The following is a 17,584-nucleotide window of genomic DNA, read 5'->3' as shown; positions in this document are numbered from 1 at the left end:
TGCGCGGTCAGCGGATGCCTACGAATGTGCATCGCCGCCGGGAACATGACGTAGCACTTCCAGCGGAACGCCGAGCTGCCGCTCGAACTTGTCCGCCACCCGTGGCTGGCCGGCCTCTCGCAACGAGCGGATCGCTTCTTCCATGAGCTTGCCAATACGCACCACTTCGGCACGCAGTGCTTTGAGCTCAGCAAGATTGTCGACTGCTTCGCTCCCGCACCACTGCCGGACCAGGTCCCTGCCGGGCTTGTGGATACGGTCTACCTCCGCGCAGATCTCCGGGCTGATGTGCGTGCCCGGGTTCTTTCCGCGCCCGCGGTAATACTCGCCGTAGACGGCTCGACGCCTTGTCCGTTCCTCCTCCTCGGCGAGGACGGCGGCCAGCGACTCGGCCCGGGACCTGGCGAGCAGACGAGCCACAGCAAGCGTAGTGGGCCACGGCGCTGTTGCGGCGCCTGCGTCGTCGACGATGGCACGCGGATCAGCGACGAAGAAGTCCTCTGGCACATCCAGCATGGCCGCCAAGGCGGGAACGTCGTCGACATAGAGGACTCCGCGCTCGCGATAGTTCCACCCCATCGAGACCACATCCTCCACCGAGCACTCGTCGAAGACCAGGCTCGCCGCAAGGAACTCGGCATCCTCATCGCCCGGTCCATCACGGGTCAGCTCGTCCCACCGAAGCTGTCTCTCCAGCCACTCATCTCTCTGCTGCCACGGCACCCTGAGCCGGACCGGAGGCACCCACTCCTCGCGGCCTTCCTCATCGTCCGCGACAAACCGCACCTTCACCCGGAGCGGGCGCTGCGTGCCGACTTTGAGCACCTCAACCTCGCTGACCGCGCCGTGGTAAGGCGCGGCGCGATACGCCCAACTCTCGCCCGGCTCCATGGTCCACTCCCTTCCCGCGCCACAGCCCCATCCCCATGCTGCGCAACCTGCTAACGCCACAGCCCGCGTTCATCGCAGGAAGGCCACGCCCGCCGCCTTCGCCGCCATATCGATCACCACCCCCGCGCACCTGATCTACCTCAGCGGGCAGCACGTCCACCGCCGTGGTCAGGAGTGGGCACAGGACAATCGTTCGCTCGCCAATGCTCGGGTGGCCGGAGTCCTGTCTTCCCGAGGGGACGCCTTGGCGGCATTGCGAAGCCTGGAGAACGCCGAGAAAGCGTACGAGCATGCGGACCCCCAGGACGGACGGCCAGCATGGGCGTCCTTCTATGACCGCGCCGAACTGGACGGTCTGTCCGCACTCGTCATGTCCGACCTGGGCCGGCACGATGAGGCTGAGGCCCACCTCCACCGCGCCCTGTCGCGGCTCAGGCCGGACTACCGGCGCAACCGGATCTACTACAGCGTCCACCTGGCACTTGCTCAGCTCGCTCAAGGAGAGGCGGAGCAGGCCGTCGCCACCGCACTTCCTCTTCTTCCGGGACCGGGCGAGGAACCCCTGGGAGGGCGTACCAGCGACCTTCTGCGACAGTTCGACCGCATGCTGAAACAGGTGGCTCCCGGAACCCGTTCCGCAGTCAAGTGGGCGGACTGCTACGCCGAACGAAAGAAGGAACTGTGACGGTTGACGTCAAGCACTACGTTGCCGCGGACCTCCCCGAGATCCGACAGCAGATCCTCGATATTCACGTCGAGGTCAGACATCGCGACTTCGGGCTCATGGGGCCGTTCTACGAAGTCGGGCGCTTCGACGAGCGGCTGTCCGCCTACTCTTCTCGGCCCGGCTGGACTGCGGTGGTCGGATTCGAGGAAGGACGGCCCGTCGGCTTCTGCTTCGGGACGAGCCTCGGGGCGAACACCCAGTGGTGGGACGACATGACGTCGCCACTTCCCAAGGAGATGACCACGGAGGACAGCACCCGCACGGTCACCTTGAACGAGATTGTGGTCCGAAAGCCCTGGCGCGGTCGGAGCATCGCGTGGCAGCTGCATGAGGCATGGCTGGCTCATCGGTCGGAGGAGCGGGTGACGCTGCTGGTGAATCCGGCCAACGGTGACGGCGTCGTACAGGCCGTGTACGAGGCATGGGGCTACCGGGGAGTCGGACAACAGAGGCCGTTCCCCGACTCCCCGGTATACGCCGTCATGCTGCGGGCCGTGAAGCAGGCGTAGAGCTAAGGACACGCGCATCAGGCTGCACCGCCCACAGGGCAGGGGCCCACCGCGGCGACGTGCGCACGCCCCTGATGCAACAAGCCCTCACCTCAACCTCAGTCGCCGCCCCGGCACCAGCAACCACGCCCCTGCCCGCCCACGTCGACATCTTGCGGGCCCAGCACCAACCTGATATGCACCGGCGCTCCGCACCCGCGTCACAGAAGCGCCTGGGCTCTGGTTCGGGATTCGAACCCGAGACCTACGCATTACGAGGGCCTGCAAGATCATCCCAGCAGGTCTCGGACGATGCCGCCAAATCCCATTTACCCTGATCAGAGGCGCCCGGCCATGATCGCCACAACGCCCGATCCGCCCTGGTGTCACCCAGTCCGCTCACGCAGCGCTCACGTAAGGTGAGGCGTCATGACCCGTGTCAGGCTCACCCCTTGGGCCGGACCAGCACGAGGGCTTCAGCCCGCTGGAAGCAGTTCACCACATGCTCTTTTCCGAACTGCGCGTCCAACAGCACTCGGCACGCATCGAAGAAGCTGTACGCCCGCCGTGCGGCCATGGCAGCTTCGTGCTTCGCATCCGGGCCATCCTCATGAGCCCCCGTCGGCCCGATGAGCCGACGGCAATGGCCGTCAGACCGATACCCCCGGCGACGCGCCAGCGGCCGGAGAGGGCGGGAATTCGGCGGCCCGCCACTTCGGCCCGGGACCAGCAGGCGTGCGGTGAAGCGGCCGTCGGGGAGGAGGGTGATGTCGGCTTCGTCGAAGTCCAGCCACTTTCGGGTCAGCGGGAACCACACCTTGTAGACCGACTCCTTGGCGCTGACCAGGAGCCGGTCCCAGTGGGTCGAGGGGTGGGTGCGCGCGAGGCGGGCGAGGCGTTCCCGTTCGGCGGGCAGCGCCACGTACTCCAGTACTCCCTGCCGCAGCGGCTTGTGCGGCTCGGCGTCGATGCCCAGCCCCATCAGGGCGGTGGCTGGTGCAGCCACCGCCCCGCGGTAGCCGGCGCAATGCGTCATGCTGCCGACGAGTCCGGCCGGCCACAGCGGCTCGCCCTTCGGCCCCGGAAGGACCGGTGTGGCAGGCCTGCCGAGTTTCACCATGGCCAACCGGGCGCAGTGCCGCACCGTGTGGAAGGAGTCGCGGCGCCCGGCCGCCGACCGGGCCACCACCGCCTCTTCCTCCGGATACGGAGTGACCGGCTCGAGGTCGTCGAACCGCTCGGCGCAGGCGACCGAGACCGGCAGGATCTCGGCGAGCATGTCTCCTCCTCGGGGGTCACTGACAGGAGGCCGCCTCCGGCCGGACGACCAGGCGGACCCGGGTGCGGACGTCCGGCGGCAGCTGCCCGCCGAGCTCCCGGCCGTACCGGGCGGCCAGGCGCTGGAAGAACTCTCCCTCGGCGTCCGGCACGACCCGGTCCACGCGGCCCCGGACCTCCAGGTAGCGGTACGGCTGTTCCGGGTCGTTGATCGACATGGAGACCCGGGCGTCCCGCTGGATGTTGGCGTACTTGACCCGGGCTGTGGACGTGGTGAACGACAGCTCGCCGTCCTCCCACAGCACCCACATGGGGTTGACCTGCGGGGAGCCGTCCGCCCTGAGGGTACCGACATGGCAGAAGAGCGGTCGGGTCAGCAGATCCTCATGGCTGCTCGGCACCATCTGCCGGGCCATCAGGCACCACTGCCGGCAAGAGCGGTAACGCCGTCCAGGTCGTCCGCCGCGCGCAGTGCCACGGCGCGCATCCACGGGCGGGCCCGCTCGACGAGCTTCGTCAGCGGGCCTGCGGGCGCCAGTTCGACGTGCAGCGTCTCCGTCGAGGAGCACTCGGCGATCGACTGCGCGCACAGGTCCCATCTGACCGCCGACGTGAGCTGCGTGACCAGCCGCTGCCGGAGGTCGTCCGGCCCGGCCACGAGCGCGCCGTCCCCGTTGCCCAGCATCGCCGAGTGCGGTGTCTGCCACGACACCTGAGCCACGGCCTGGGCGAACGACTCCTGGGCTGGGGCCATCGCCTCGGTGTGGAAGGCCCCGGCTACCTCCAGCCGGACCACGCGCATGCCACGGGGCGGGGTCGTGGCGAAGTCCTCGGCGGCGGCGAGGGGACCGGCCGCCACGAACTGGTGGCTGCCGTTCCAGTTGGCCACGGCCAGTCCCCCGGCGTGGATCGCGTCGATGATCGACTCGTCCGGTGCGCCTTCCCTCTTGGACGGCATACACGCCACCATGCCTGTCGGGGCCGTCGCACACGCCGCCGACATGGCCTTCCCCCGTGCCCGGGCCAGGACGATCGCCGCCGCCGGAGAGAGGTAGCCGGCACCGGCGGACGCGGCCAGCTCACCGACGGAGTGCCCGGCGTACAGCACCCGGCCGGGAGCCAGGTCCGTCCGGGCCCGCAACCGCTCCAGCGACAGCAGCGCCGCCGCGGTGATCAGCGGCTGCGCAACGGCCGTGTCGCTCATCGCGACAGCGTCCCGGCCGGCCGCGAGCAGGTCGAGCCCGGCGGCCTCGGACCACTCGGCGAGCAGATCCGGTGCGTGTGGTGCCTCCGTCAGCCAGGAATCGAGCATCCCCGGTCGGTGCGACCCCTGTCCCGGCACCGTGATCACGTAGTCGTACATGGTGTCTCGCTTTCGTTGAAAGGCAGGTCAGTCGTCGCTGTTCGCCGCGGCGAGGGACTCCGAGGGCCGGCTCAGAGTGATCGCGCGCTCCACAGTGAGCACGGTCTCTCCGTCGCCGGTTCGGGAAACACCGGAGAACACCGCGGTGTCCTCGTGGGTGTCGAGCAGTTCCACCGAGTGCACGAGGAGTTCGCCCGCCCGCACCGACCCTTCGAAGCGCAGGTTGCGCGCCGACCCGAATACGAGCAGCCGTCCGCTCCCCTCGTCCCCGGCGTCGAGCGCGCCCAGCAGCCCGCACGCCTGGAGGAAGGACTCGAGCACCAGGGTCGAGGGGAGACGGGCGGGCCGCGCCGATCCGAGGTGGCTGCCGAGTTCGTGCTGGGACACGGCCTTCACCGCGGTCAGCGTGCCGGGCCGATGGGCCAGGATCCGGTCGATGTGCAGCGCCGGATGACCGTACGGCAGCAGATCGGCCGGGTCCGGATACTCGGTCATGACGCGCACCTCCAGGTCGCGGCGATCCGGGCGCACCGCCGGCCGTCGACGGTGCAGGTCGTCGCGGTCGTCAGCAGGGGGCGCTCGCCGGTGACACGCGTGTCGAACAGCACCTCGTCCCCGGCCAGTACGGGCCGGCTGAACCGGGCCGACTCGATGGAGACCAGTTCGATCCCTCCGAGTACGCCGTCCAGATGGAGTTCGAGCATCTGCTGCACGCCCTCGATCAGGAACACCCCGGGGTAGACGGTCAGCGAGGGGAAGTGGCCGGACAGGTAGGGGTCTTCGGCGCTCACCTTCTTGCGCCCGACGAATCCGCCGTCCTTCGCCTCGATCCCGTCCACCGCGGTGAGGGGCAGCTGCCTGGCGGCGGTCATCGTCGGCTGTCCTGTCGGCGGAGCAGCACCAGCACGGTCACCACCGACACCGCGGCGAGCACCACCGAGATCCACATGACCTGGTGGAACGCCGAGGCGTGGGCTGACGCCAGGGTGTGGGCCTGGTCCGGGTACTGCGCGAAGAGCTGCTTGACGTCACCCGCGGCGAGTTCGTCGGCCGCGGTGGCGGCGTTCAGGCCCGCGGGCAGGGACGCCGCCGAGAGCTGCGTATGGACGAAGGACGCGACCAGGGCGACGACGACCACCGAGGCGAGGGATTCCGCGGCGAGGCGGATGGTGTTGAACATCCCCGCCGCCATCCCCGCCGAGGTGTTCGGCACGGAGCCGACAGCGGCGCCGTCCATCACTCCGTTGAGGACACCGACACCGGCTCCGGTGACGACCAGCGGTACGGCCAGCACCCACAGGGCGCTGTCACCCTCGGCGAAGGTCAGACCGAACGCGCCGACGCCGATCAGGGCGAGGCCGCCAGCCAGGATCAGCCGCAGCGGCACACCCGCGGCACTCAGCCTGCCGGACACCATCGGCACCAGGAAGATCGGCACGGTCAGCAGCAGGATCCGCAGGCCAGCCGCCCCGTTGCCCAGTCCGCCCACGCTGAACAGGAAGGCGGGGAGCAGCAGGAGCAGACCGATGAAGCCGAACGCGAACTCGATGTTGACGAGGTTCACCGTCAGGAACTGCCGGTCGGCGAAGAGGCTCAGTTCGAACATCGGATTGCTCGTACGCCGCTCGTGGACGACGAACAGGACGAAGGCCAACACCGCGCCCGCGAACAGGGCGATCGTGCGCACGTCCGCCCACCCGGACTGCGGGCCCTCGATCGTGCCGATCGTCAGCAGCAGCAGCGCGACGGTGAACAGGCCCGCCCCCAGGAAGTCGAACCGGCTGCCACCCCGGTTGCGGGACTCGGGCAGCAGGAGGGAGCCGAGCAGCCCCAACGCCACGATCACCGCGTGGAAGCCGAACACCGCACGCCAGTCCAGGAGTTGGGCAATCGCGCCGCTGATGGTGGGCCCGAGTGCGAGCCCGGCGCCGATCACCACACCGACGAGACCGAAGGCCTTGGCCCGGGCCGGGCCGTCGAACGCGTTGGCCACGATGGCCGTCATCGACGTCACGATGGCACCGGCACCGATGCCGGCGGCGGCCCTGGCCACGTCGATCACCAGGGTGTCCTGGGCCAGGATGGTGGCCAGCAGGGAGACCAGGTACAGCCCGGCACCGAGGCGGAAGACCCGGCGCCTGCCGTACTGGTCGGCGAGTACGCCGGTGGCGAGCATCGTGCTCGCCGCCGCCACGTTGTACGCGTTGACCACCCATTGGAGCGGGGCGAGGCCACCGCCGAGATCGGTGCCGATTCCGGGCAGCAGCAGCGGCGTGCCGCTGACGCCGAGGGGGACGATGACGACCGCCACCGAGGCCACCGCGAGCACCAGCCATGTCGGTCTGCGGTGCGCGGGGCTTTCGTCGGCGCCCGTGCGGTGGACGGACTCCGTGCTGGTCACTGTGGGACCCCTGTCTGTGAGTTTTGGCTTACGCGGCGAGCGAGCCCGCGAACGAGGCGAGGGCGCGGACGAGCGAGTTGGCGGGCAAGTCGGCGAAGAGGACGTCGTGGTGGCTCAGCGCCTTGTCCTCGACGAGGTCGAGGCGGCTGATGGCCGACAGCTGGGCGAGTTCCTTGGCGGCGTCGAGGGAGGAGCCGTTGGTGAACGCGGAGGCGTAGGCCAGTACCGGCACGTCGATCTCCGCGGCGTGCAGACCGCGCAGGCCGAGCAGCTCAGTGATCTCGTTCTGCCGCAGCGAGTCGACGGCGATGAGGTCGAGCAGGGTGCGGTTCAGGGTGCGCCACTGGAACGCACCGGCGCCGAGCGAGTGGGCGTGCGCGACGACACCGAGCCGGGTCGGCCCCTCCTGCACCCAGTTCCCGCCCTCGAAGCGGCCGGCCGTCACGCCGTAGCCCGGCTTGGCATTGCCCAGGTTGACCAGGGCGGCGAAGACCTCGTGGTTGGTGGCCGAGTCCGGCACGGGGTACCGCGCGGGCAGGTGGGCGGCCAGCGGCGAGACGGCGGTCGGCTGCTCCAGGAGCGCCCTGGCCGCGAGCTTGTAGATCAGCGCGGCGGTCTCCGGGGGCCCGTCGAAGCCGAGGGTGGCCGAGGTCGAGGTCTCCGTCTCAAAGACACCGCCCGCGCGGATGCCGCCCAGCCAGCCGCGTGCCGTGTCGAGGTCGATGCCGAACTCCATGCCCGCACCGCGGAAGGCGTTCAGCGCACCGCCGTCGACCAGGACCAGACCGTCGATGCTCCGGTGGCCGGCGACTCCGCCGAAGTCCCAGGACGCGTAGTGCACGACCTCGGCGGCGCCCACGGAGTGCCCGCCGAGCAGGACCTTGCGCCCGCCCTCGGCGGCCGCCGCAACCGCCACCCGGAGGTCGTCGACCAGGACCTGGAGGCCCCACTCGGCGTACTCGGCGAAGTTCTCCGGGTCGGGGCTCTGGTAGCGGCCTTCGAGGTAGTAGCCGAGGGCCTCGTCGAGCGGCGCGTCGGCCTGGGAGGTGTCGGTGAGGAACACCTCGCGCCGGTCCATCGCCCAGAACTGCACGCCGGGCGCGACCGCGGCGACGGTCCGGCCGAGGGCGGTGAAGCCGGCGGCCGCGCCCTCCTTGCCGCCGAGGAACAGCACGACGGTCTTGGCGTTCGGGTCGCCGATCTTCAGCAGACCGATCGACGCGTCCGTGCCGTTCCCACTCGGGACTGGCAGCGTCACGTACTCCTCACGCCAGGGATAGAACGAGGTCGTCCGGGCTGCGTTCATGGTGTGTCGTGCCTTTCGCTGAGTTCGGACTTCTGTGGTTACCGGGGGCGAGGCGGGCAGGCGGGTCACAGGCCCATCCCGATGCCGCCGCCGATTGGTATCGAGGCCCCGGTGATGAACGCGGCCTCGTCGGAGACCAGGAAGCCGACGAGAGCTGCCACCTCCTCGGGCGTACCGGTCCGGCGCAGCGGCGTCTGGGAGACGACCTGGTCGCGCCTGCGGTCCGAGAGGCCGGCGATCATCTCGGTCTCGATGAGGCCGGGCAGGACGGCGTTAGCGGTGACGCGCGCCCGGCCCAGTTCCCAGGCGAGCGAGCGGGTCAGGCCGGTCAGCCCGCTCTTGGACGCGGCGTAGCTGGTCTGCCCCGGCGAGCCCCACGCGCCCATCACCGAGGAGACGAACACGATCCGGCCCCACTTGTTCGCCACCATGTCGGTGACGGCCTCGCGCACCAGGTTGAAGGCGCCCGTGAGGTTGGTGTCCAGCACGCCGGCCACGTCGTCGGGGGCCTGGGACATCAGCAGCCCGTCCTGGGTGACGCCCGCGCTGCTGACGATGACGTCAATCTCGCCGAGCGTCTCCCGCGCCTCGCGCACGGCCGAGGCCACCGACTCGGGGTCGCGGACGTCGCAGTGGACGAACGAGACGCCGTCCACCTCGGGGCGGTTGCTGCGGTACGTGCCCACGACGCGGTATCCGCGCTTGGCCAGGTCCCTAGCGATGGCCTCACCGATACCGCGGTTGGCCCCGGTGACAAATGCCGATCGCGAGCTCATCGCGATACTCCTTCACTCATCGCCGCGTCGCCGCTCACCATCGAGTCGATGAGTGCGATCGCGGATTTCGTCGCGTCTCCGCCGGAGAGCACGCCGGCCCAACCGGCCTGGCGGGCGCCTGCGACGTTCTCGGGCAGGTCGTCGGCCAGGACGTGGAACCGGGGGGCCAGGCCCGAGCGGGCCTCGGCGAGACGGAATATCTCGGATTCGGGTTTGCGGGTTCCGACGTCGCACGACAGCAGCACGTCGTCGAAGGTGTCCGCGACGGCGGGGAAGGAGGCCAGGGGCGTCCTCCACTCGGCCGGCAGGTTGGACAGGAGTCCGACGAAGGCGCCCGCCGCCCGCCACTCCCTCAGGGCTGCCACCCAGGCGTCGTCGAGCCGCTGGTCGCTCCACCAGCGAGTGGCGAAGTCGGACAGGTCGGCGGTGATGCCGAAGCAGTCGAGCAGATCCCGCTCGATCTCCCCGGTCCAGCGGCGCTCGTCGAGGACGCCCGAGTCGAGCACCGCCATGCCGTCCGGGCAGCCGTGGCGCTCGGCGATCGACCGCAGCGACCGGCGGATCTGCGCGGGCGTGAAGTTCCTGCCCTCGCAGAACCGCCGCACCCCTTCTGCCAGGGGCGGGGTGAGGACGCCGCGGAAGTCGCTCCAGATCGCGAGTCTCGTCACGACTGGCCCACCACCGACGTCAGCTCGAACCGCATGTGGGTGACGTCGACGTCGTTCTGCCGGCAGACGACCTCGACATGGTTGCGGTCCTGACGGGCGATGACGACGGTCTGGGTGTCGAGCTCGGCAAATCCCGGGAACTCGGCATGGCAGCCGCTGATGATCCAGTCCACCGCGCGCTCCGTGCAGGCCAGGGCGAGCTGTCGGCCGGCCTCGATGAGCACCATCGCCGGGTAGTGGTCGTAGTCGTGGTCGAACAGGCTTGCGTTGGCCAGATCCGCGTCGAGGATCGCGGTGGCGCCGTCCTCGGTCCGCCGCAGTCCGGCGAGAACGACGTTGGCCGTCTGCGTCCGGCCGACCCGCTCGGGCTCGGCCATGTCCTGGTGGCGCCGGAAGGTGGCGCGCATCGACGCGGTGGTCGGTGCCGCGGAACCGTTGCGCTGGTAGGCGCGTAGGTCCGGATACCGCCCCTCGGCCACTCCCTGGACCGCCATCCGCGCGCTCAGCACCGGCTTGTCCGAGCCGATGACGACGGCCTCCTGCGAGTAGACGATCTGCTTCGGCGATCCGTCGCCGCGCAGCTTCATCTCCTCCATGGAGGTGGTGATCATCAGCTCGTTGCTGGAGTTCGCCAGCATGTCGACGTTGCTCAGCCGGACGTCGATGGAGTTGAAGAACGCCGCGACACCGAGCGGCAGACCTTCGTACCGGTGAGCCGCACTGATCGCGGCCTGCCGGCAGGCCTCGGTCATCAGCACGAGGTCGAGCCGGTGCCGGCCGTGGTGGTCCAGGTAGTAGGGGCTGATGTCGGTGGTGACCGTCGTGGCGTGGTACCGGTGTTCGGCGCCCCAGTTCGGCGGGGAGACCAGGATCTCCCTCGCGTTGGCGCGGTGAACCAACTTCTGCGATATGCGCTTCACTGCTGTGGTCATGGTGTGCCGTCCCCCTTGCCGGCAGCGGTGGCCGGAGCTATCTCGGCCACGATCCCGTCCGGACGCACCACGCAGGTGACGCGCCGGCTGATGCCCAGTGCGGACCGAAGGGCCGGACCGGAGAGCGATACGACGTCGAGCCCCGATCCCTGGGCAGCCGCACGCCGGACCTTCGTGTGGTGCCCCGGAGTGCCCGCGGGGTCGAACTCGAGGGCGATCGGCTCGGTCGGCGACAGGAAGTCGTGTAGGCGCGTCCCACCGGATGCACCGGGAATCTCGAGGTTCGGCAGCCGGGCATGGCTGCGCAGAACCCCGGCAGCCTTCGAACGCCCCTGCCCCGGGCCCGGGCTGTACCGCTGGACGATCTGGGTCTGGCGGGGAATGACAACGCGATCGAGCAGCCCGGTGCGCTCGGCCCCGTACAGCACCGCGTCCCGCAGGCGCCGGCGGAATCCGCGTACGCCCCACAGCCGGGTCTGGAGATCCGTGTCACGCAAGACGTTCGCGACGACCTGGTGGCGCTCGTCCGACCACTGCGTGAAGACCTGCTCGGAGTCCGCGGTGGGCACCGACCCCCGGCAGATCCCGCCGAGGCGCCACGCCAGACTGGTCGCGTCCTCCACGCCGGTGTTGATGCCCTGCGCGCCCGCCGGGCTGTGGGCGTGCGCGGCGTCCCCGACGAGGAAGACCCTGCCCTGCCATACGCGTTCCGCGGTCTTGCGGTGGATACGGAACCGGCCTGCCGCGTGACCGTCGAGAAACCGCACCGGAACCGGCGACCGCTGGCTCACCACGCGCGCCACCGTGTCGACGAGCGGTTCGCCCTCCGGGATCTCGCGGGGTGCGCTGATGAAGGCGCGCCACTGCTGGTCCGGGAGCGGCACCATGACGAGCACACCGGTGTCGGTCATGAAGTAGTGCGCGGAGTCGGTGGCGAGCCTGGTGTCGCAGGGGCCGTCCGACAGCAGGAAGGTCTGCTCGTACGTCTGGCCCTCGAAGCCGATACCGGTGGCGGAGCGGACGGAGCTGTGGACGCCGTCCGCCCCGATGACCCAGTCGTACGTCTCTTCCCTCGTGGTACCGGTGTCCAGGTCGGCCAGCGTCGTCGTCACCGTGTCCGCGCCCTGCCGCAGCGCGGTCAGTTCCGTGTGGGCGCGGATCGAACCGTCGAGCTCGGAGAGCTGCTCCCGCAGGACGCGCTCCGTGGTGTGCTGCGGGATGGCCAGCGCGTACCGGTACTTGGTGTGCCGGAGCCTGCGGAAGGTCAGGCTGGCGACGCGGGTCCCGTTGGAGTGGTAGTGCTGGCCGGTGAGGGGGTGGCCCGCGGCCTCCAGCCGGTCGGCGACACCGAGACGGTCGAAGATCTCCAGCGCGCGCGGCCACAGGACGACGGCCTTCGGGTGGGTGTGCGGGGTGACGGCCTTGTCGACCACCGTGACCGGCACTCCCTGGAGCCGTAAGGAGACGGCCGCGGCCAGGCCAACCGGGCCGGCGCCCACGATCAGGATGCGAGGGCTCATGTCCCCGCCCCGATCCGCAGGACGGCCGCACCGACGGCACCTGAGATGTCGATCCCCGTGATCAGCGCGGTGCTGCCGGGCCGTCCGACCGCCAGTGCCGCCGCGACCTGCAGGGCTCCCGTGGCGCTGCCGCACTCGCCGAGCGCCTTGCGCACGTCCACTCGCTCGGCGGTGAACCCGGCCAGCGCGGCCTGCTCGGCCTCTGCCAGCACGGTCCCCTCCGAACCGGGCAGTACGAGATCGACGGCGGTGGCGTCCACCTCGGCCTGCCGGAGCACTCCGACGACGACCCGGCGCAGGGCGTCCGCGAAGCCGGCGTTCGTACGCTCGGGAGCGAAGCCCACCGCGCAGGCCGGTACCGTCGCTAGCGCGGGCGCCTGGCTGAGCCCCTCGGGTTCGAGCGCGAACACGGCGGCGGCCTCGCTGACGGGCACGGTGTCGTGCACGATCTTCTTCGACCGGATGCCCCAGGCCGTGTGCGGGGACAGCTCCTCCACCCCGCCCACGCACATCCGTTGGCCATGGCCGCGGTGGATCAGCCGGGCCGCGTACTGCAGGGCCGAGACGGCGCTGAGGTTGCCGTTGGCGAGCGTCGAGTTCGGGCCGCGGAAGCAGTGCCAGATCGCGACCTGGCTGGCGCAGCAGTTCATCGTGGTGTTGGGGAACCGGGCCGGGTTGACCAGGTCGATACCGGCCCCCTCGATCACGCTGGAGTCCAGTTCGACGCTGCTGCGGAGGCTGCCGACCATGCTGCCCATCGCGACACCGGTGGACTGCCAGGAGTCGTCGGTGATGCCGGCGTGCTCGGTCAGCGTCTGCTTGAGCCGGGCGCTGGCCGCTAGCCCGAGCGCGGTGGTGCGGTCGATGTTCTTCGTGCCCTTCTTGGGCACGAAATCGGTGATGTCGAAGGAGGGTACGGCGGAGATCTCGCCGGGAATGCCGGCATAGTCCCCGGCATCGGCCTGCGGCGGCGGGTTCAGCGGAAGCTCTTCGGCGGCGGGCGCGTTCAGGCGCTCCCGCAAGGCCTCCATGCCGACGCCAGCGACGGACAGGACAGAAATATCAGTGATCCGAGGTGCACTGGCCTGGGACATCACACCGACTCCCCTGCTACGGCGGGCACGGGCTGATCCGCGACGGCGCCGAAGATCGTGATCGCGTTGTTCCCGCCGAACGCGAAGCCGTGGTTCTGGGCGACCTTCACCTGTGCGCTGCGCGCTTCCCCGGCGACGAAGTCGATGCCGGGCCCGAGCTCCGGATCGACCTCTTCGAGGTTGATCGTGGGCGGCAGGAAGGACTCTTCGATGGCCTTGCAGCAGGCGATCGCGCCGAATCCGCTGGCCGCTCCCATGGTGTGACCCAGCATCGATTTGATGGAGCTCATCGGCGGGTGCGCGTCACCGAACACGCTGCGGGTGGCGGTGACTTCGGTGACGTCGTTGGTCGGCGTGCCCGTGCCGTGGGCGGAGATGTAGTCGACGCTGCTGGTGTCGATCCCCGAATGGGCGTGGGCCCGCCGGATGCAGTTCGCGATGCTGTCCGCGTCCGGGTGCACGATGTGGTGCGCGTCGCAGGAAAGCCCGTAGCCGAGCAGTTCGGCGTAGATGTGGGCGCCGCGGCGGACGGCGTGCTCCAGTTCCTCCAGCATGAGCACCGCACCGCCCTCGGCCGTGACGATGCCCGTCCGGTTCCGGTCGAAGGGCCGTCCCACCCCGTCGGCGATGGCGCCGAGGCTGAGGAATCCGGCGTGGGTGAAGCGGTTCACGCTGTCGGATCCGCCGGCGAACATGACGTCCGCCTCGCCCGAAGCGATCTTGTCACCGGCGCTGCCGATGGCGTAGTTGGCGGCTGAACAGGCCGTCGGAATCGTCATCGTCTCGCCGTAGAGGCCGAGTTCGACCGATACGGCGGCAGCTATGTTGCCCGCGGGCAACAGGCTGACCAGGGCGGCGTCCATGAGGCCGGGACCGCGGTCCAGCCACTGGCCGGTCAGAGTGTCGACCGTGGGGGCCTCCCCGTTGGTCGTCCCGATGATGGCCCCGGTCGTCAGCCGGAGGTCTTCGGACAGGTCGATGTCGGAGTCCTGTAATGCCAGCCGGGCCGCTGCGGCCGCGATCTGCGCGGTCCGGCCCCAGTCGTCGGGGTCGATCGTGTGGACGATCGTCTCAGGCGCGAAGTCGTGCACTTCGCCACCCAGATGGCTGGTGAAGTCGCTGCTGTCGAACGAGCGGATCTCCGAGATGCCGCTCTGGCCGCGCTTGATGCCCTCGGTGAAATCCTCGACACCGGTTCCGATGCTGCTGACGCAGCCGATTCCGGTGACGACCACGCGGCGGGTACTAGCCAGCATTGACGGCCTCCTCGCCGGCGCGGAGCTCGATGATCCGCCGGACCATCTGGTCCACGGTGCGCAGGTCGCCGACCTCTTCACGCGGCAGGCGGATCGCCAGTTCCTTGTTCACCCTGGCAAGAATCTGGATCAGTCCGAGCGAGTCGGCCTCGTACTCGTCTATCAGGTTCGCGGTCAGGTCGACCTCGTCGGGCTCGACGTCGAGCTCCAGTTCGTCGACGACGATCTCCACGGTGACCTGCTTGATCGTTTCGTCGCTGAGCTTCGCTTCCATTTAATCCCCCATTGATGTTTTTAGGCAGCCGAAATCATCGGCCGTACCGCCCAAGGGTGCGATACGGCTTCAACTGACCTTGAAGACGGTTTTCACCCATCCATTCGGCCTGGGTTTCAGCGTCACCGTCGACGCAAAAGCAGATTTCTCCTGGACGAGGATTTCGGGAGTCAGAATGTCCCCGTCGTCGACCCGTCGGGCCAGCCACTCGACATCGTCGGCGAGTGTGCGCCGCGGGTCATCCTGCAGCAGGTACATCGTTTCGATGACACGGCCGTGCCGGCCGTCATCCCCCTCGAAGTCCCCCAACTGAAACTTCTCGCACTCGCGTGCAGTATGGCCGACCGCAATAAGTCGGCCGTTGGCGCTCAGTTGCCGAAACGCCTGAACGAGGACTTCGCCTCCGACGGTATCAATAACCGCTCCGACCGGCTCACGATTTTCGGCCGGCGTACTGATTACGTCTTCGGCACCCAATTCACAGTGCCGGGAATGCCGTTCCCTCTTGCGGTCCACCGCGACGACACACGCACCGGCCATGGCCAGCAGCTGGACGGCGAAGACACCCACGGCGGAGGCCGCGCCGGTGACCATGACCCGCACCCCCAGCGTCGACCCCAATCGGCGGATCGCCCGGATCGCGGTGCCGCCGGCGACTCCGATGACCGCCATCGACGTCGGCGAGCTGCCCGAGGGCAGACGGAAGGCGAGCCGCTCGTCCACCGCCCGGTACTCGGCCCAGCCGCCCATCTGTCCGAGCGTGCCGACCAGGTCACCGGGCTGGAACCGCGAGGTGGCCGGGCCGGCCTCCAGGACCGTGCCGACGGCTTCCCAGCCGGGGACGTACCCCCGCGGAGCGCCCGGCAGGACGTCGGTGATCTCGCCGAAGTTCGCCGAGGAGGCCTGTACGGAGACGAAGATCTGACCCGCCTCGATGCCGGGACGCTCGACTTCGGCAGGCGCGATGCCGCCCGCGCCATCGGCCACTAACGCCCACATGCGGTTGTCGCCCACCGCCGCTCAACTCCCTCTCCGAAGGATGAACTCGCTCCCACCTGGGAGCGTGTCCCACAAGGGTTATACACCCACTCAGGTCCCACTGCCTAGTGGGAGTCGATTCCAGTTACTTTCTGTTAACGTCGACCTCATGGCGAATACCCCCCCTCAGAAGCCCCCAGCAGAGAGCCTCCGTGACATCAAGAAAGCCGAGGTCAAGCAGCAGATAGTGCGCTCCGCCCGCGAACTCGGGGCGTTGTCCGGTTACGACGCGACCACCGTGGCTCAGATCTGCCGGCACGCCCGCGTGGGCACGAGCACGTTCTTCCGGTACTTCCCGGAGAAGCAGTCGGTGTTCCTCGCCCCCGAAGTCGAGCTGTGGCACCGCTACCTCGAGGAGCTGCCCCCCGAGGCGTCCACCATGGCGGACCTCAACGGCCCCTTGGACCATGTGCTGTCCACTGCTGGGGAGCAGTGGGCCGACGACTTCGCCGCGTCCCTCGACCTCGCGTCCGGCAGCATGACCCTGGCCAAGCACAGCTTCGACCACTGCGTCGAGATGGAGGGCACCATCCTTGGCAGGGTCATCGCGAACGGCACGCCTGACAGCCTGATCACCCATATGCGGGTGGGCGTCTTCCTGGCGTCGTGGCGCATCGCGCAGAGCCGTTGGCGCGAAACGAACGACCGCACCATCAGCTCACTCGTCGCGATCCGACGAGAGGCGTTCGGCCTTGTCAGCCACCTCGGGTCCGACCCGAACATGGCCTGATCCGACTCCGACGTCGCCGGTCCGGCTCTGACGGCGATCACGGGGGACACGGGGGACTTCGCCCGCCGCATCCCGGCCGGGTGACTCATGAAGCATGCTGAGCGCGAAGCGCACGAGGGCGCGAGCTTTATCTCGCGCCCCTGACGAGGATGTGACGCCGGGGGAGATCGAAGTTCACGCACTCGTACCCTGGCGTTTGAGGTATTGGCCCTGTTCACGTGGGCTTCGGCTGCCGCGGGAGCCGGGCAGGGTGGAGCAATGCTCCAGACTTGCGGATCGGCCTCGGGTGGGGGCCTCACGCAACGCGGAGGCGCGCACCGTCCCGAGTGCTTGACATCTGGTCACCGAGTAGGCCCGCGTCGGCACGCGGGCTGGGAAGGCATGCCCGCACTCAGCGCAGTCAACGCCGACGGAACCACCGAGACGCGCCGCGGAGTTCTTCGGCAGCGGCGGTCTTGAACCCGGTGAACCCGTCCAGGGACTCGAACCTATTGGGCCAACCAGCAGCACACGAGTGCCCGTGCCACCAAGGAGGGGCGCGGGCACTGGCAAGTCACCCACTACGCCGTGCTGGTCGGCCCTGTTTCCACCCGGTACCCATCCCGGCGCACCTTCGCGTGCGCCGGGAGCAGGCTCAGTGGTGCGGCCTCGATGAGCACCTCGGTTTTCGTATTGTGGCTGGTTGGGGGCGCCGGGACAGGCCCTCCCCTGGAAGGTCTGTTTGCTGGTCAGGGCAGGTCAGCCGCACGCAGAAAGGCGCTGGCCCCCCGGTGATGGCGGGGAGAGCCCGACGCTACCCGGCTGTCCCCGCGCCTCTGCGGGTATCTGCGGTGAATACGCAG

At 69.2% G+C, this 17,584-nt stretch carries 19 protein-coding genes; 3 read left to right on the top strand and 16 right to left on the bottom strand.

Annotation, left to right across the window (positions count from 1 at the left end):
- Positions 1-18: 18 nt before the first annotated feature.
- On the bottom strand, positions 19-891 hold the full coding sequence (locus CPH93_RS22795; RefSeq protein ID WP_096213924.1) for a hypothetical protein: 873 nt from the start codon (positions 889-891) through the stop codon (positions 19-21).
- A gap of 244 nt (positions 892-1,135) precedes the next feature.
- Here CPH93_RS22795 and CPH93_RS22790 point away from each other — a divergent pair, with 244 nt between their 5' ends.
- Together CPH93_RS22790 and CPH93_RS22785 are read left to right on the top strand one after the other, a co-directional pair.
- Positions 1,136-1,576: a tetratricopeptide repeat protein gene (locus CPH93_RS22790; protein WP_159395040.1), complete on the top strand. Its 441-nt coding sequence runs from the start codon at positions 1,136-1,138 to the stop codon at positions 1,574-1,576.
- Positions 1,573-2,127 carry a GNAT family N-acetyltransferase gene (locus CPH93_RS22785; protein ID WP_096213922.1) on the top strand — a complete coding sequence of 185 codons (555 nt, stop codon included), beginning with the start codon at positions 1,573-1,575 and terminating at the stop codon, positions 2,125-2,127. Before CPH93_RS22790 ends, CPH93_RS22785 begins: the two co-directional genes overlap by 4 nt.
- A 424-nt stretch (positions 2,128-2,551) precedes the next feature.
- On the opposite strand, the gene CPH93_RS22780 is transcribed toward CPH93_RS22785, so the two are convergent.
- From CPH93_RS22780 to CPH93_RS22710, 15 genes are all read right to left on the bottom strand, one after another.
- Positions 2,552-3,385: a 4'-phosphopantetheinyl transferase family protein gene (locus tag CPH93_RS22780; RefSeq protein ID WP_331716950.1), complete on the bottom strand. Its 834-nt coding sequence runs from the start codon at positions 3,383-3,385 to the stop codon at positions 2,552-2,554.
- A gap of 16 nt (positions 3,386-3,401) precedes the next feature.
- Complete coding sequence (locus CPH93_RS22775) at positions 3,402-3,800, bottom strand: PPOX class F420-dependent oxidoreductase (RefSeq protein ID WP_197708710.1); 399 nt, start codon at positions 3,798-3,800, stop codon at positions 3,402-3,404.
- Positions 3,800-4,747 (bottom strand): ACP S-malonyltransferase, encoded by a 948-nt coding sequence (locus CPH93_RS22770; protein WP_096213921.1) that lies wholly within the window; start codon positions 4,745-4,747, stop codon positions 3,800-3,802. Before CPH93_RS22770 ends, CPH93_RS22775 begins: the two co-directional genes overlap by 1 nt.
- 27 nt (positions 4,748-4,774) lie before the next feature.
- Positions 4,775-5,242, bottom strand: coding sequence for a 3-hydroxyacyl-ACP dehydratase FabZ family protein (locus tag CPH93_RS22765; RefSeq protein WP_096213920.1), 468 nt, complete (start codon positions 5,240-5,242; stop codon positions 4,775-4,777).
- Positions 5,239-5,619: a hypothetical protein gene (locus tag CPH93_RS22760; RefSeq protein WP_096213919.1), complete on the bottom strand. Its 381-nt coding sequence runs from the start codon at positions 5,617-5,619 to the stop codon at positions 5,239-5,241. Before CPH93_RS22760 ends, CPH93_RS22765 begins: the two co-directional genes overlap by 4 nt.
- On the bottom strand, positions 5,616-7,148 hold the full coding sequence (locus CPH93_RS22755; protein WP_096213918.1) for an MFS transporter: 1,533 nt from the start codon (positions 7,146-7,148) through the stop codon (positions 5,616-5,618). The genes CPH93_RS22760 and CPH93_RS22755 overlap by 4 nt, the downstream gene beginning before the upstream one ends.
- A gap of 28 nt (positions 7,149-7,176) precedes the next feature.
- A complete protein-coding gene (locus tag CPH93_RS22750; protein ID WP_096213917.1) occupies positions 7,177-8,454 on the bottom strand; it encodes a hypothetical protein in 1,278 nt (425 codons plus the stop codon).
- Positions 8,455-8,519: 65 nt separating this feature from the next.
- Positions 8,520-9,230, bottom strand: a complete 711-nt coding sequence (gene fabG / locus CPH93_RS22745; protein WP_096213916.1) for a 3-oxoacyl-ACP reductase FabG — start codon at positions 9,228-9,230, stop codon at positions 8,520-8,522.
- Positions 9,227-9,898 (bottom strand): HAD-IA family hydrolase, encoded by a 672-nt coding sequence (locus tag CPH93_RS22740; RefSeq protein ID WP_096213915.1) that lies wholly within the window; start codon positions 9,896-9,898, stop codon positions 9,227-9,229. The genes fabG and CPH93_RS22740 overlap by 4 nt, the downstream gene beginning before the upstream one ends.
- On the bottom strand, positions 9,895-10,830 hold the full coding sequence (locus CPH93_RS22735; RefSeq protein ID WP_096213914.1) for an AfsA-related hotdog domain-containing protein: 936 nt from the start codon (positions 10,828-10,830) through the stop codon (positions 9,895-9,897). Before CPH93_RS22735 ends, CPH93_RS22740 begins: the two co-directional genes overlap by 4 nt.
- Positions 10,827-12,350: an FAD-dependent oxidoreductase gene (locus CPH93_RS22730; protein ID WP_096213913.1), complete on the bottom strand. Its 1,524-nt coding sequence runs from the start codon at positions 12,348-12,350 to the stop codon at positions 10,827-10,829. The genes CPH93_RS22735 and CPH93_RS22730 overlap by 4 nt, the downstream gene beginning before the upstream one ends.
- Positions 12,347-13,372, bottom strand: coding sequence for a beta-ketoacyl synthase N-terminal-like domain-containing protein (locus CPH93_RS22725; protein ID WP_159395039.1), 1,026 nt, complete (start codon positions 13,370-13,372; stop codon positions 12,347-12,349). The genes CPH93_RS22730 and CPH93_RS22725 overlap by 4 nt, the downstream gene beginning before the upstream one ends.
- 71 nt (positions 13,373-13,443) lie before the next feature.
- Positions 13,444-14,700, bottom strand: coding sequence for a beta-ketoacyl-[acyl-carrier-protein] synthase family protein (locus CPH93_RS22720; protein ID WP_096213911.1), 1,257 nt, complete (start codon positions 14,698-14,700; stop codon positions 13,444-13,446).
- Positions 14,690-14,974 carry an acyl carrier protein gene (locus CPH93_RS22715; protein ID WP_096213910.1) on the bottom strand — a complete coding sequence of 95 codons (285 nt, stop codon included), beginning with the start codon at positions 14,972-14,974 and terminating at the stop codon, positions 14,690-14,692. Before CPH93_RS22715 ends, CPH93_RS22720 begins: the two co-directional genes overlap by 11 nt.
- A 69-nt stretch (positions 14,975-15,043) precedes the next feature.
- A complete protein-coding gene (locus CPH93_RS22710; RefSeq protein WP_096213909.1) occupies positions 15,044-15,988 on the bottom strand; it encodes a zinc-binding dehydrogenase in 945 nt (314 codons plus the stop codon).
- Positions 15,989-16,121: 133 nt separating this feature from the next.
- On the opposite strand from CPH93_RS22710, the gene CPH93_RS22705 reads away from it, so the two are divergent.
- Positions 16,122-16,742 (top strand): TetR/AcrR family transcriptional regulator, encoded by a 621-nt coding sequence (locus tag CPH93_RS22705; protein ID WP_159395038.1) that lies wholly within the window; start codon positions 16,122-16,124, stop codon positions 16,740-16,742.
- Positions 16,743-17,584: the final 842 nt, after the last annotated feature.

This window comes from Streptomyces sp. 2323.1 (assembly GCF_900221035.1).
Lineage (GTDB): Bacteria > Actinomycetota > Actinomycetes > Streptomycetales > Streptomycetaceae > Streptomyces > Streptomyces sioyaensis.
Note: the sequence above shows the minus strand (reverse complement) of the source record. Positions and strands in the feature narration are given on the sequence as shown.